Source organism: Bradyrhizobium sp. GW821-FHT13H05 (genome assembly GCF_058804065.1).
Genome location: NZ_JBXAPO010000003.1, coordinates 259,219 through 272,709, shown reverse-complemented (window position 1 = coordinate 272,709; position 13,491 = coordinate 259,219). Strand labels below are relative to the sequence as shown.

General features: G+C 63.2%; 10 protein-coding genes and 1 pseudogene. 1 reads left to right on the top strand and 10 read right to left on the bottom strand.

The annotated features are described in order from the left end of the window. Positions 1-2: 2 nt before the first annotated feature. The 6 genes and pseudogenes from AC1RR3_RS10140 to AC1RR3_RS10115 form a co-directional block, all read right to left on the bottom strand. The gene (locus AC1RR3_RS10140; RefSeq protein WP_492821960.1) at positions 3-1,463 is read right to left on the bottom strand and encodes a flavin-containing monooxygenase; all 1,461 of its coding nucleotides are present in this window, start codon (positions 1,461-1,463) and stop codon (positions 3-5) included. Positions 1,464-1,625: 162 nt separating this feature from the next. Continuing rightward, positions 1,626-1,772, bottom strand: a pseudogene (locus tag AC1RR3_RS10135) (adenosylhomocysteinase); the annotation flags it as partial. 401 nt (positions 1,773-2,173) lie between these two features. Beyond that, positions 2,174-2,911: a hypothetical protein gene (locus AC1RR3_RS10130; protein ID WP_492821958.1), complete on the bottom strand. Its 738-nt coding sequence runs from the start codon at positions 2,909-2,911 to the stop codon at positions 2,174-2,176. Between the two features lie 739 nt (positions 2,912-3,650). Continuing rightward, positions 3,651-5,072 (bottom strand): adenosylhomocysteinase, encoded by a 1,422-nt coding sequence (gene ahcY, locus AC1RR3_RS10125; protein ID WP_492821956.1) that lies wholly within the window; start codon positions 5,070-5,072, stop codon positions 3,651-3,653. A 123-nt stretch (positions 5,073-5,195) separates the two neighbouring features. Continuing rightward, entirely contained in the window at positions 5,196-6,392 is a 1,197-nt protein-coding gene (metK, locus tag AC1RR3_RS10120) for a methionine adenosyltransferase (RefSeq protein ID WP_492821954.1), read from the bottom strand. A 63-nt stretch (positions 6,393-6,455) separates the two neighbouring features. Next, positions 6,456-7,811 carry a hypothetical protein gene (locus tag AC1RR3_RS10115; RefSeq protein WP_492821952.1) on the bottom strand — a complete coding sequence of 452 codons (1,356 nt, stop codon included), beginning with the start codon at positions 7,809-7,811 and terminating at the stop codon, positions 6,456-6,458. A 165-nt stretch (positions 7,812-7,976) separates the two neighbouring features. Here AC1RR3_RS10115 and AC1RR3_RS10110 point away from each other — a divergent pair, with 165 nt between their 5' ends. Next, positions 7,977-9,695, top strand: a complete 1,719-nt coding sequence (locus AC1RR3_RS10110; protein ID WP_492821950.1) for a caspase family protein — start codon at positions 7,977-7,979, stop codon at positions 9,693-9,695. A 165-nt stretch (positions 9,696-9,860) separates the two neighbouring features. Here AC1RR3_RS10110 and AC1RR3_RS10105 read toward each other — a convergent pair whose 3' ends face one another. From AC1RR3_RS10105 to AC1RR3_RS10090, 4 genes are read right to left on the bottom strand one after another with little or no spacing between them, the layout of a single operon-like run. Next, the gene (locus tag AC1RR3_RS10105) at positions 9,861-10,979 is read right to left on the bottom strand and encodes a cobalamin-independent methionine synthase II family protein (protein WP_492821948.1); all 1,119 of its coding nucleotides are present in this window, start codon (positions 10,977-10,979) and stop codon (positions 9,861-9,863) included. 20 nt (positions 10,980-10,999) lie between these two features. Continuing rightward, the gene (locus tag AC1RR3_RS10100; protein WP_492821946.1) at positions 11,000-11,716 is read right to left on the bottom strand and encodes an ABC transporter ATP-binding protein; all 717 of its coding nucleotides are present in this window, start codon (positions 11,714-11,716) and stop codon (positions 11,000-11,002) included. Next, positions 11,709-12,464 carry an ABC transporter ATP-binding protein gene (locus tag AC1RR3_RS10095; protein WP_492821944.1) on the bottom strand — a complete coding sequence of 252 codons (756 nt, stop codon included), beginning with the start codon at positions 12,462-12,464 and terminating at the stop codon, positions 11,709-11,711. The genes AC1RR3_RS10100 and AC1RR3_RS10095 overlap by 8 nt, the downstream gene beginning before the upstream one ends. Beyond that, a complete protein-coding gene (locus AC1RR3_RS10090; protein ID WP_492821942.1) occupies positions 12,461-13,489 on the bottom strand; it encodes a branched-chain amino acid ABC transporter permease in 1,029 nt (342 codons plus the stop codon). Before AC1RR3_RS10090 ends, AC1RR3_RS10095 begins: the two co-directional genes overlap by 4 nt. Positions 13,490-13,491: the final 2 nt, after the last annotated feature.

Below are 13,491 nucleotides of genomic sequence, written 5' to 3'. Positions count from 1 at the left end.
GATCAGGAATACTGCATCACGCCGTCGTCGATCCGGCCGAAGCGCAACGACACAATGTCGAGCGCGTAGTTCTGATACAGCCGCCACGGCTGCTTCGAGCCCTGCTTGGGCATCTTCGCGACCGAGCGCTGCACGTAGCCCGAGGTGAAATCAAGTGACGGCTGCGCGGTGATGGTGGGATCGTCGTTGTGCGGCATGCACTGGCGGAAATTGTGCCGATCCATGTAGTTGATGAGCCGGCAGATATATTCGCAGGTGAGATCGCATTTCAGCGTCCAGGACGCGTTGGTGTAGCCGAAGGCCGACGCCATGTTCGGCACGTCGGCATACATCATGCCCTTGTAGGTCAGCGTCTTGGCGAAATCGACGGCGCGGCCGTCGACGCTGATCTCGAGACCGCCGACGACCTGGAGCACCAGCCCCGTCGCCGTCACGATGATGTCGGCCACAAGCTCGCTGCCGTCCTTGAGGCGGATGCCTCCGGGCGTAAACGCGTCGATCTCGCTGGTGACGACGGAGGCGCGCTGCTCGCGGATGGCCTTGAACAGGTCACCATCAGGCACGAGGCACAGCCGCTGGTCCCAGGGATTGTAGCGCGGCGTGAAATGGGTCGCGACGTCGTAGTCGGGGCCGAGCGCCATCTGGACGCCCTTGAGGATGAGGTCCTTCACCTTCGCAGGCCGACGCCGGCTGAGCTGGAAGAAGAACATCCCCCACATCACGTTGCGCCAGCGGATCAGATGATAGGCCAGCCGCGCGGGAAGATTGCGGCGCAGCTTGTTGGCGAACGGATCCTGCGCGGGGCGCGACACCACATAGGTCGGCGAGCGCTGCAGCATGGTAACCTGCGCGGCCTTCTTGGCGAGCTCCGGCACCAGCGTCACCGCGGTCGCGCCCGAGCCGATCACGACGACGCGCTTGCCCGCGTAGTCGATGTCCTCGGTCCATTTCTGCGGATGCACGATGCGGCCGGCGAAATCCGCAACGCCCGAAAACTCCGGCGTGTAGCCCGCCTCGTATTTGTAATAGCCCGGGCACAGAAATAAGAAATTGCAGGTGAAGCGCACAAGCTCCGTCGCGCCCTCGCCCGTGATCCGCTCGGCCTCGACGGTCCAGCGCGCATCCGGCGTGGACCAGGACGCGCGCTTGACGCGATGGCGAAAGCGGATGTGCTTCTCGATGCCGTTCTCGGCTGCGGTCTCGCGCACATAGTTCAGGATCTGCGGCCCGTCCGCGATCGCCTTCGGGTCCGTCCAAGGCTTGAAGGAATAGCCGAGCGTGAACATGTCGCTGTCGGAGCGGATGCCGGGATAGCGAAACAGGTCCCAGGTGCCGCCGATGCAATCGCGCCCCTCCAGGACGACGTAGCTCTTGGTGGGGCACTTGCTCTGAAGATGATAGCCCGCGCCGATGCCGGACAGACCGGCACCGACGATCAGCACGTCGAAATGTTCTTGTTGCATTGTTTCCTCCGCCACCGGGGATTGTCCGCCCGCCCCTGCTGGCCGTCAATCGGCAATCGGCCGTGCAGAAACTGCGACGGCAGTTGAATTCCATGCGCCGAAACAAAAAAGCCCCGGATCGCTCCGGGGCTTTGCGTCGAGATCAATAGAACCAGCGTCTCAGTAGCGGTAGTGGTCCGACTTGGCGAACAGCGCGATCTGCGCCAGCGTCTGGTTGGTGAAGGACGCCGACATCACGAAGGACGGATGGCCCATCGCGTTGCCGAGGTTCACGAGGCGGCCTTCCGACAGCATGATGATGCGGTGCTTGCAAAATGAAAAACAACCCCATGCACAGTAGAAGCGCGATTGCTCGCCGGCACTGGGGCTACTCGGTTAGGTCATTGCAGCGTCGGGCAAATCGCCCGCGAAGCGGAAAGGCCCGCCGCATCCGCGGAGCGGGTTAGCTTTCGTGACCAGCCGCGCCGCCCGTGGGCGCCGATTCAGATCGATGAAATTTCGTCTTTTTCGAATATCGCTTGATGCGTCGGGCAAAACAGTGGTAGTATGCCATCATTGCACACTTGAAACGCGGCTAGCCAGTCGCCGCGGGCGATGCGCGCGCAATCCCTGCTCCAGAGAGCCGACCTTGCAGACGGGCAGCGCGATATGCACCTGAGCGCAGTCACTGGAATTATCGTGGCTCACTTCAGGGGTGCAGTCCAACAAGGTCACCGTAATACCCCCACCGGTGTCACCGCACCGTAATTCCATGCGCACTTGTTCTTGGCGCAGTCTATCCCCTCTTCAATGTAAGGCACGTATTCCGTCTGAACCGATCGGCCTACAGGTTCCGGAATTTCCATAACCTTCTCTTTGCAGGATAGCAGACTGGAAACTGCCAAATCCCACTTGCCACACTCGATTGCGGCAAATCCCGTGTATAGAAGGCGCTTTGGAGATCGCTTCTTGCCGAAATCCCAGATGCCCTCACGACCAATGGCGTCTTCATCTTCGAGAAGGGTTCGGAACAATTCTTCCGGGTCCTCGAACCGATGGAAGAACGGAAGAACCTTATTGTTGATGGTATCGAGAACGTCCTTTACGGCAGCTTCGTCGCTCGCGCACCAAATCTTGGGAGCCTTATCTGCTCGTTGCGATATTTCGTCCCGGATCGATAGGCGGACCTGGCCAAAACCCTTTTCGGGTTGGAGCCCGTCGGTTGGCGCATGTCCTGCGCGCGGCAGGAAGGGGAAGAGGCAGCTTGGCTCAATACCGAATGACCCCGGAGGCACTCGCCACTTCTCGCTGCGTGCACGTGGAATAAAATCGAACTTGAGAACATCGAATTTCAGATTTGTCCGCCGCCAAATCGTCCTCTCCTTTCGATCAGTAAAGCCCGAAGCAGCCAGTTCGTTCTTACATAATCTTACAACTTCAGACGGGCTCTTTCTCGTATCATCCGCCATAGACTTACCTGAGGACATCATCTTGACGCGCTCATTTGCGACTACGTACAGCCGAATCCGACGCCCCAACCAGACCTCCGATTGCTCCTGCATCTCCTCGACCGAGTATGTTTACTCCAAGGTTGTTGACGCCGGGGAGAAATTTTTGTTCCACAGCACCGCTGTTGATTGGTCCTTGGATGAGAGACACGTCGGTGCTCTCACGAGTGAACACTTGCACAGCGCTAAAGCCGTTTGCAGCAGAGTAGCCCGTAGGGCGGATTAGCGTCGCGTAATCCGCCATGACTACGACATCGCCGGCTCCTGCGCTATCGTACCCAACATGCCCAACTATCGTCGCGCCTTCGTTCCCGGCGGCTGCTGGTTCTCTGCGGTGGCGACCTGGCCGCCGGCAAGGAAGGAAGCGGTGACCTGCCATCACGCAGGTGATGCTCGCGGCGTGGATGGCGGATTACGCTGGCGCTAATCCGCCCTACGGGCTGCCAGTAGCGACAGACGACCCAGACGTCCACGAAGTGCGAGTACTTGTCACCCCAAACCGCCTTCGAGGCATCGAAAGTCAGGCGGATCGGCTCGGAATTGAACTCGACCTTGGTGGGATAGACTCCGTTGGCCACGCTGGCCATGAGCAAACTCTCGATCACCAACGCGTTTGCCTTCGGCATCAAGCACACGGGCCGAAACAAAAAAGCCCCGGATCGCTCCGGGGCTTTGCGTCGATGATCGAGTGATCAACAGATCAGTACCGGTAGTGGTCGCTCTTGTACGGACCTTCCTGCTTCACGCCGATGTAGTCGGCCTGGTCCTTGCGCAGCTCGGTGAGCTTGACGCCGATCTTGGCGAGATGCAGGCGTGCGACCTTCTCGTCCAGCGACTTCGGCAGCACGTAGACTTCTTTCTTGTACTTGCCGTCCTTGTTGTTGGCGTAAAGCTCGATCTGCGCCAGCGTCTGGTTGGTGAAGGAGGCCGACATCACGAAGGACGGATGGCCCATGGCGTTGCCGAGGTTCACGAGGCGGCCCTCCGACAGCATGATGATGCGGTGCTTGTCGGGGAATTCGATCTCGTCGACCTGCGGCTTGATGTTGGTCCACTTCAGGTTACGCAGACCCGCGATCTGGATCTCGTTGTCGAAGTGACCGATGTTGCAGACGATGGCGCGATCCTTCATCGCGCGCATGTGTTCGATGGTGATGATGTCCTTGTTGCCCGTGGCGGTGACGAAGATGTCGGCGCGCGGGGCGGCGTCTTCCATGGTCACGACCTCGTAGCCTTCCATCGCGGCCTGCAGCGCGCAGATCGGATCGACTTCCGACACCATCACGCGGCAGCCGGCCTGGCGCAGCGAGGCGGCCGAGCCCTTGCCGACGTCGCCAAAGCCCGCAACCATCGCGACCTTGCCCGACATCATCACGTCGGTGCCGCGGCGGATGCCGTCGACCAGCGATTCACGGCAGCCATAGAGGTTGTCGAACTTCGACTTGGTGACGCTGTCGTTGACGTTGATGGCCGGCCACAGCAGCGTGCCTGCCTTCTGCATGTCGTAGAGACGATGCACGCCCGTGGTGGTCTCTTCGGACACGCCCTTGATGCTCTCAGCGATCGCGGCGAAATAGCCCTTCGGCTTTTCCTTGAGCTGCTTCTTCAGAAGCGCGAAGAAGACTTCCTCTTCCTCGGAGCCGGGCTTGTCGAGGAAGGCGGTGTCGCCCTTCTCGGCGCGCAGACCGAGATGGACGTACATGGTGGCGTCGCCGCCGTCATCGAGGATCATGTTCGGGTGACCGCCGCCGTGCCAGTCGAACAGTTTTGCAGTGTAGTCCCAGTAATCTTTCAGCGTCTCGCCCTTGACCGCGAACACCGGAATGCCGGCGGCCGCGATCGCCGCGGCGGCGTGGTCCTGCGTCGAATAGATGTTGCAGGAGACCCAGCGAATGTCGGCGCCGAGTGCGGCCAGCGTCTCGATCAGCACGCCGGTCTGGATCGTCATGTGCAGGGAGCCGGCGATACGCGCGCCCTTGAGCGGCTGCTTCGGGCCGAACTCTTCGCGGGTGGCCATCAGGCCGGGCATCTCGGTCTCGGCGAGCGAGAGTTCCTTGCGGCCGAAATCGGCGAGCGAAATGTCCTTGACGATGTAATCGGTGAAGCCGGGCTTCGCGTTCATTGGGGGTTCCTGTTTGTTTGACTCGTCATTCCGGGGCGCCCGTGAAACGAGCGAACCCGGAATCCGGAAGTTCGAGATTCCGGGTTCGCTGCTGTCGCAGCGCCCCGGAATGACGCAAGTGCACTAGAGCGCGCGCTTGAGCGGCTCGACGAGGTCGGTCTTCTCCCAGGAGAAGCCGCCCTCGTTGTCCGGCGTGCGGCCGAAATGGCCGTAGGCCGAGGTGCGCGCGTAGATCGGACGGTTGAGGTCGAGATGGGAGCGGATGCCGCGCGGGGTGAGGTCCATCGCCTTGGCGGCAGCCTTCTCGAGCTGATCCTCCGACACCTTACCGGTGCCGTGGGTGTCGATGTAGATCGACAGCGGACGCGCCACGCCGATGGCGTAAGCGAGCTGAAGCGTGCAGCGATCGGCAAGACCGGCGGCAACGATGTTCTTGGCGACGTAGCGCGCAGCGTAGGCAGCTGAACGATCGACCTTGGTCGGATCCTTGCCGGAGAACGCGCCGCCGCCATGCGGGGCCGCGCCACCATAGGTGTCGACGATGATCTTGCGGCCGGTGAGACCGGTGTCGCCGTCAGGACCGCCGATGAAGAACTTGCCGGTCGGGTTGATGTGCCAGATGGTCTTCGGCGTGATCCAGTCCTTCGGCAGCGCCTCGCGCACATAGGGCTCGACGATGTCGCGGATCTGCTTGGACGAGATGTCCTCGACCAGATGCTGGTGCGAGACCACGATCTCGCGCACGGCGACCGGCTTGCCGTTCTCGTACTGCACGGTGACCTGGCTCTTGGAGTCGGGGCCGAGCACCTTCTCCTTGCCGGAGTGGCGGGCTTCAGAGATCAGGCGGAGGATCTTGTGGGCGTAGAAGATCGGCGCCGGCATCAGATCAGGCGTCTCGTTGGTGGCGTAACCGAACATGATGCCCTGGTCGCCCGCGCCCTCTTCCTTGACCTCGCCCGGCTGCAGCGCATCGACGCCCTGGGCGATGTCGGCCGACTGCGGATGCAGCAGGATCTCGATGTCCGCCTTCTGCCAGTGGAAGCCGTCCTGCTCGTAGCCGATGTCCTTGATCGCGGCGCGCACGACGCCCTCGATCTGCTCGTTGGTGACGGACGATGGACCGCGGGTCTCGCCGGCAATCACGACCTTGTTGGTGGTCGCGAGCGTTTCGCAGGCGGCGCGGATAGCCCAAGGATCGATGCCGGCCTTCGGCCCTTCGCGGTAGAACAGATCGACGATTTCATCGGAGATCCGGTCACAGACCTTGTCGGGATGGCCCTCGGACACGGACTCGCTGGTGAAGAGATAGGACGCGCGCATCAGTAACCCCTTAGTTCCGCCGCTAAGCCGGCGGGCGTTTGCGATGTTTAACCTTGGATGATGTCAGTCACGCCGTCGCGAGATGACGTAGGACTCGTCGAGAAACCAGAGCCCGTTGTACTTCCGCAGCACGTCTCGGGCGGCGTCCAGAGTGCGGCCGTTTTGAGTCATATCTGCCAACCGGTCGTCCTCAATCTGGGCGACATAGACTGCCGCATTCCACGCTGCAAAGGCCGTCGAGGTTCCGATCGTTCCCGTTACCTCGTTGGGCAGAGCTTCCATATCATACCTGAAGATCGAGCGGTTGTCCGCGTAAACATTAAAATTCAGGTCGCGTCCCAACGATCCGAGTTCGTACTTAACGGCGCGCAATAGCTCATGGCGGCTCACTGCGAAAGGATTTTCTCCAGGCCAAATCGCCTGGATCATTTCCATGCCCGGATCCTGGCCATGGGAGTGAATTCCGATCAGGCGGCCACCCGGCCGCAACGCCCGCGCGAGAGGTGCGATGATCCGCTTCGCCCGGAAATTGACCGAGGACAAAGCACGGTATGGCTGGGAGGCAATGACAAGGTCGAAATTGGCCTCGGTCTGGCCCGGCCGCGGAATGGTCGAATCCAGCAGGAACCTCTGGTCCTCGCGGTAGAGCACCAGCACGACCGGCCGCTCGTACAGTGGCATACCGGTACGCGGGCTGATGGCCGCGCGCCAGTTCTGCTCCAGAAACGGCTTCAGCTCCGCAATCTGCGTCTCGAAATCGCCGGATGAGGCTCCCCTTAGCGGCACATCGTGCCACACAGTGGCGGCGGCAGCCGTGGGTGAGTTCGGCGTAAGCCAAGGCGCCTCCGCGTAATGCATGTTGGTGAAAACGAACACCGAGGCCGGATGCTCGAATAGCCGGTCCGGGACCTTGTCCAGCGTGAGCCGGACGTCCTCCAGGCTGAGCTCCTTGCCTGCGACGTAGAACGGCATGTGAGGAAAGCGTTGGTGCATCGAGCGCAGGACGCGCGCCAGCACCGAGCCGTCGCCGACGCCGGCGTCGAACACACGCAGCGCCGGCGGCCGGGGATGGATGCTGGTGAGTTCCAGCGCAACGCGCTCGGCAACCACCCGCTTCTCGCTGCAGGTGTGGACGAACAACAGGTATTTCTGCCGGTTCTCGAAGAAGCGGAAATTGCTGCGCGGATCGCGCTTTTCCGGCGGCACCTGAAGCCCCCGCGGCGGCGGCAGGCCGCCGGTGGTCGATGCGGCGATGTAGGCCTGGATCCGGTCCAGCGTGTCGATGGTGATGCGCTTTCCCTCGCGCAGGCGATGCACGAGCTTCCCATCGTTGACCGCGCGCCGGCCGAACGTCGATTCCGCCATGCCCGCCTTGCGGCAGAACTCCGTGATCTGGCTCAGGATTTCGTCGTTTTTCATCAGTGGGACGACAGTGGGCAGGAGGATTTGAGACTGCCTCTTAACAAATTCTGCCCACTGGGGAAATAGGGAATCAAATTCTTGCCCCTGCGACGGTGCATGGGGTGAACCCCTCAGCGCGGCCGGGCAACAAACAAGCGCTTCTTCTCTGACGGGACGATCACCATGCGCCGCCTGCTCGTCGCGCTCTGCCTGCTTACTGCCGCACTGTGGTCAGCCTCCGCGTTCGCGCAGGCGCGCAGCCAGCTCGGTCCGCTCTGCACCACCGAGACCACGCCGGCCGACCAGATGGTCGACGCCTGCACCAGGATCATCGCGCTGAAGGTGTTTAAGGGCGAACAGCTCGCGACCGTGTATTTCTGGCGCGCCGTGGGCTGGAACAAGAAGGGCGACTACGCCAAGGTCATCGCCGATACCACTGAAGCGATCCGGCTCCAGCCGAGCCAGGCGGCCTACAATCTCCGGGGATCGGCCTACTACGACAAGGGCGACTACGACATCGCGATCACCGATTTCGACGATGCCCTGAAGCTTGGCCCGCCAAGCGGCATCATTTTCCACAATCGCGGCAATGCCTGGCGCGGCAAGGGCGATTACACCAAGGCGATCGCCGACTACGACATGTCGATCAAGTCGGATCCGAGATCGGCGTTCTCGTTCCAGAACCGCGGCATCGCGAAGGAAGCGCTCGGCGACCTCGACGGGGCGCTCGCCGACATCAACCAGGCGATCCGGCTCGATCCGACGCTGCCGCAGCCGCTGATCAACCGCACCGCAATCTGGCGTGCCAGGGGCGATCTCGACCGCGCCATCGCCGATGGAAGCGAGGCGATCCGGCTCACCAAGGAGAAGCCGCCGGTCAACATCATGACGCCGCCGAACAGCGTGCTGATCTCGGGCTACACCCATCGCGCGCTGGCCTATGAAGCGAAGGGCGACTACGCACGTGCACGCGAGGACTACAAGGCGACGCTCGCGATCGTGGCTTCCGATGCCGGCAGCAAGTCCAACCAGGCGACCGCGAAAGTGCGACTGTCGCTGGTGACCGATGCAGCCGTGCCGATTCCGCGCGATGCGCCCTCGCCTCCGACGCAGCCGGCAACGCCTCCTGCCCCGCAGCAGACCGGCGCGGCACCCGCGCCCTCGCCTGCTCCGGTCGTTCGCGGCATCCGCGTGGCGCTGATCATCGGCAATGGCGCCTATGCGCATGTGAAGGCGCTGCCCAATCCGCCGAACGACGCGCGCGCCGTCGCCAGGAGCCTGCGCGACATCGGCTTCACCGTGTCGGAGGGCGTCGATCTCGACCGCGCGGCGATGCAGAAGATGACGCGCGACTTCCTGCGCGAGGCTGCGCGGGCGCAGGTCGCCGTGGTCTACTATGCCGGTCACGGCGTGCAGGTCGACGGCCGCAACTATCTCATTCCCGTCGACGTCGAGCTCAAGCCGGGCACGGGCATGACGGAGGCGATGATCGACATGGACACGATCATGGCCGGCCTCGACGACCAGGTCCGCACCAACATCCTGATCTTCGATGCCTGCCGCAACAATCCGATGGCGCAGCAGGTCGCGTCCGCCGGTACCAATCGCGGCATCGAGGGCGCCTCGGGCCTCGCCGCACCATCGAGCCTCGGCACCGGAGCGACGCTGGGCGCCGGCACGCTGATCGCGTTCGCCACCGCGCCGGGCCAGGTCGCACTCGACGGCGAAGGCGCCAACTCGCCTTTCTCCGCCGCCCTGTCACGCCATATCGGCACGCCCGGGCTGGAGGTGCAGCAGATGCTCACGCGGGTGCGGGCGGAGGTGGTCTCGAGCACGAAGAGCAAGCAAGTGCCCTGGTCGAACTCGTCGCTGCTGGGCGAGGTTTATCTGGCGGAGAAGTGAGGGCGGGTGTCCTCATCACTGTGGAACACCGTAGCTCCACCCTCAAGTGTCATCGCCCGGCTTGACCGGGCGATCCAGTACTCCGAGCCGTAACTGATTGAATCAATAAGCCGCGGCGTACTGGATTCCCCGCTTTCGCGGGGAATGACAGTGAGCCCGCGGAGCCTAGTTGCCCCAAACTTCCTTCGCGATCTCCACCGCAAGGCCGAGCTTGGCCCACTGCTCTTCCTCGGAGAGGATGTTGCCCTCCTCCGTCGAAGCGAAGCCGCATTGCGGGGACAGTGCGAGCTGCTCCAGCGGCGCAAACTTGGAAGCTTCCTCGAGACGGCGCTTGATGTCGTCCTTCTTCTCGAGCTCGCCGAACTTCGAGGTGATGACACCGACCACCACGACCTTGTTGCCCTTGGGCAGGAAGCGCAGCGGCTCGAAGCCGCCGGCGCGGTCGCTGTCGTATTCGAGGAAGTAGCCATCATAATTGGTGCCGGCGAGCATGGTCTCGGCCACGGGCTCGTAACCACCCGAGGAAATCCAGGTCGAGCGGAAATTGCCGCGGCAGACATGCGTCGTCACCACCATATCGGCGGGCTTCTCGGCCAGCGCGTAGTTGATGATGCGCGCATAGATCTGCTGGAGACCGTCTGGAGTGTCGCCGCGCTCGCGCGCCTTCTGCAATTCGTCCGGCGAGCACAGATAGGCCCAGACAGTGTCGTCGAACTGGAGATAGCGGCAGCCGGCGTCGTAGAACGCCTTGACGGCCTTGCGGTAGGTCCTGCCGAGATCCTCGTAGAACGCGTCGAGATCGGGATAGACGTCCTTGGAGATCGCCTTGCGGCCACCGCGGAAGTGCAGCACGGCCGGCGACGGGATCGTCATCTTGGCGGTGACGTGGGCCTGGTCGGCGGACTTCTTCAGGAAGCGGAAATGGTCCAGCATCGGGTGGTCGTCGGGGAAGTCGAGCTTGCCGATCACGCGGACAGCGTCATGACGGGTCTGCACGCCTGCGAACTGGATGCCGGACTCGGGGTGGAACAGCTCGCAGCCGGTGAGCTTGGCGAGGAAGTCGAAATGCCACCAGGAGCGGCGGAATTCGCCGTCGGTCGCGAGCTTCAGCCCGACCGAGGCCTGCTTGTGCACGACCTTCTCGATCTCCATGTCCTCGATCTTGCGCAGATCGTCGGCCGAGATCTCACCCTTCTCAAGACGGCTGCGGGCTTCCTTGATCTTGGCGGGGCGCAGGAGGCTGCCGACCTCGTCGGCGCGGAAGGGGGCTTTGGTTCGCTGCATTCTTGAACTCCCGAGAATTTTTAGTGGGCCGCCGCCCCCGCGACGCCGAGGTGGCGCTCCAGGACCGACGGGTCGGCCTTCAGCGCGGCGCTCGGGGCGTCGTGGACGATCGTTCCGCGCTCCAATATCACAACACGGTCGGCGAGCCCCAGAATCTTTTGCGCATTCTGCTCGACGATAATCGAGCAGATCCCGCCCGCCCGGGTGATGGCCCCGATCGCCTTCAACAGCTCCTCGACGATGATGGGGGCCAGGCCCTCGGTCGGCTCGTCCAGCAGCAGGACTTTCGGGTTAAGCGTCAGCGCACGGCCAATCGCCAGCATCTGCTGCTCGCCGCCGGAGAGCTGGTTGCCAAAATTGCCCCGCCGCTCCTTCAGCCGCGGAAACATCTCGTAGACCCTCTCGACCGTCCAGGGGCCGGGCTGCGCCACCGCAGTCATGTTCTCTTCGACCGTCAGCGAGCGGAAAATGTTGCGCTCCTGCGGCACCCAGCCGATGCCGGCGCGCGCCCGCTGGTCGGGCCTCAAGGCGGTCACATCGGTGCCGGCGAGCGCGACCGTGCCGGAGAAGCGGCGGGTGACGCCGACGATGGAGTTGATCAGCGTGGTCTTGCCAGTGCCGTTGCGTCCGAGCAGCGCCAGCACCTGACCCTCGGCGAGATTCAGCGTCATCTTCGGCAGAACCACGGCTTCGCCGTAGCCAGCACGCAGGGCGTCGATCGCGAGCAGGTCAGACATTGACCGCCTCCTCGCCGAGATAGACGGCCTTCACCTGCGGGTCACGCGCGACCTGCTCGGGCGGACCTTCGGTCAGCAGCGCACCTGAGACCAGCACCGAGATGCGGTCAGCGAAGGAGAAGACGAGATCCATGTCGTGCTCGATCAGCAGCACCGTGACGTCGCGCGGCAGGCTGCCGACGACGGCGAGAATGTCGTGACGCTCGCTCTCGGGCACGCCGGCGGCGGGCTCGTCGAGCAGCAGCACGCGCGGCTTGGCCGCGATGGCGACCGCGATCTCGAGCAGGCGCTGCTTGCCGTAAGGCAGCGTCACCGTCTGTTCGTTCATGACGTCGAGCAGATGGAAGCGCGTCAGGAGATCGGCGATCTCGCCGTTGACGTCGCTGCGCGTGCCCATCCTCCGCCACCAGTCACCGCCATGGCCGAGGCGTTCGGAAACGGCAAGGCCGATGGTCTCGAGCGGGGTCAGGTCGGGATAGAGCTGGTTGATCTGGAAGGTGCGCGACAGGCCGCGCAGCACGCGCTTGTGCACGGGCAGATCGGTGATGTCCTCGCCTTCGAGCAGAATGCGGCCACTATTCGGCTTGAGCACGCCGGTGAGCTGGTTGATGACGGTGGTCTTGCCGGCGCCGTTCGGGCCGATCAGCGCGTGGCGAGCGCCCTGCTCGATCTTCAGGGACAGATCGCGCGTGACGCGCAGGCCGCCGAACTGCTTTTCGAGGTTCTGGGTTTCGAGCGCGATGGTCATGCATCGCTCTCCGGCACGGCGACGACCGCCTTGCGGCCCGCAAACTGCTTGATGATCAGGTTCGGCACGTACAGCGCCCAGCGATGCAGGCGCTGGCGACCGACCAGCACGATCACGACCAGCACGAGTCCGATCCAGAATTGCCAGTATTGCGGGGTGATGGTGGAGAACAATTCCTGGAGCATGCGGAAGATCACCGCGCCGATCAGCCCGCCATAGAGATAACCGGTGCCGCCGATCACGAGCACCAGCATCAGATCGGCCGAACGCTCGAAGGCGAACACGTCGAGCGAGGCGATCGCGGTGGTCTGCGTGAACAGCGCCCCCGCGATGCCGGCATAGAACGCTGCGAGGGTGTAGATCGCGATCAGCCGGCGGTTGACGGGAATACCGATCGCGGCGGCGCGCAGCGGATTGTTCTTGATCGCGCGCAGCGACAGGCCGAACGGCGAATGCACGACGCGGCGGGCGAACAGGAACAGCACGAACAGCACGGCCAGCGAATAGAAGAAGCCGGCCTTGCCGAACATGTCGAACGGGATCTCGCCGAAGATCGGCTGCATCTCGATGCCCTGAAGGCCGTCGGTGCCGCCGGTGATGTTGGAGAAGCGTTCGGCGAGCGCCTCCAGCAGCAGCGCGATGCCCAGCGTCACCATCAGGCGTGTCAGGTCGACGCCGCGGATCACCAGAAAGCTGGTGGCAAAGCCGAGCACCATCGCGGCGAGCCCGGCGACGATCAGCGCCAGCACCGGCTCGTTGACGATGCCGTGCAGCGCCAGCAGCCCCGCGGCATAGGCGCCGACGCCGAAGAAAGCGGCGTGGCCCAGCGAGACGATCCCGGCATAGCCGAGGATCAGATCGAGCGACATCGTGAACAGCGCCAGCCGCAGAATGTCGGTCATGATCAGATAGCGGTTGGGAAATGCAAAGCCGCAGGCCAGCACGATCAGCCAGAAGGCGGCTTCGCCATAATGCCAGCGCGCCTGGCGCTGGGCGTGATAACCGACGTCAGAAGAAGCGCTCATCG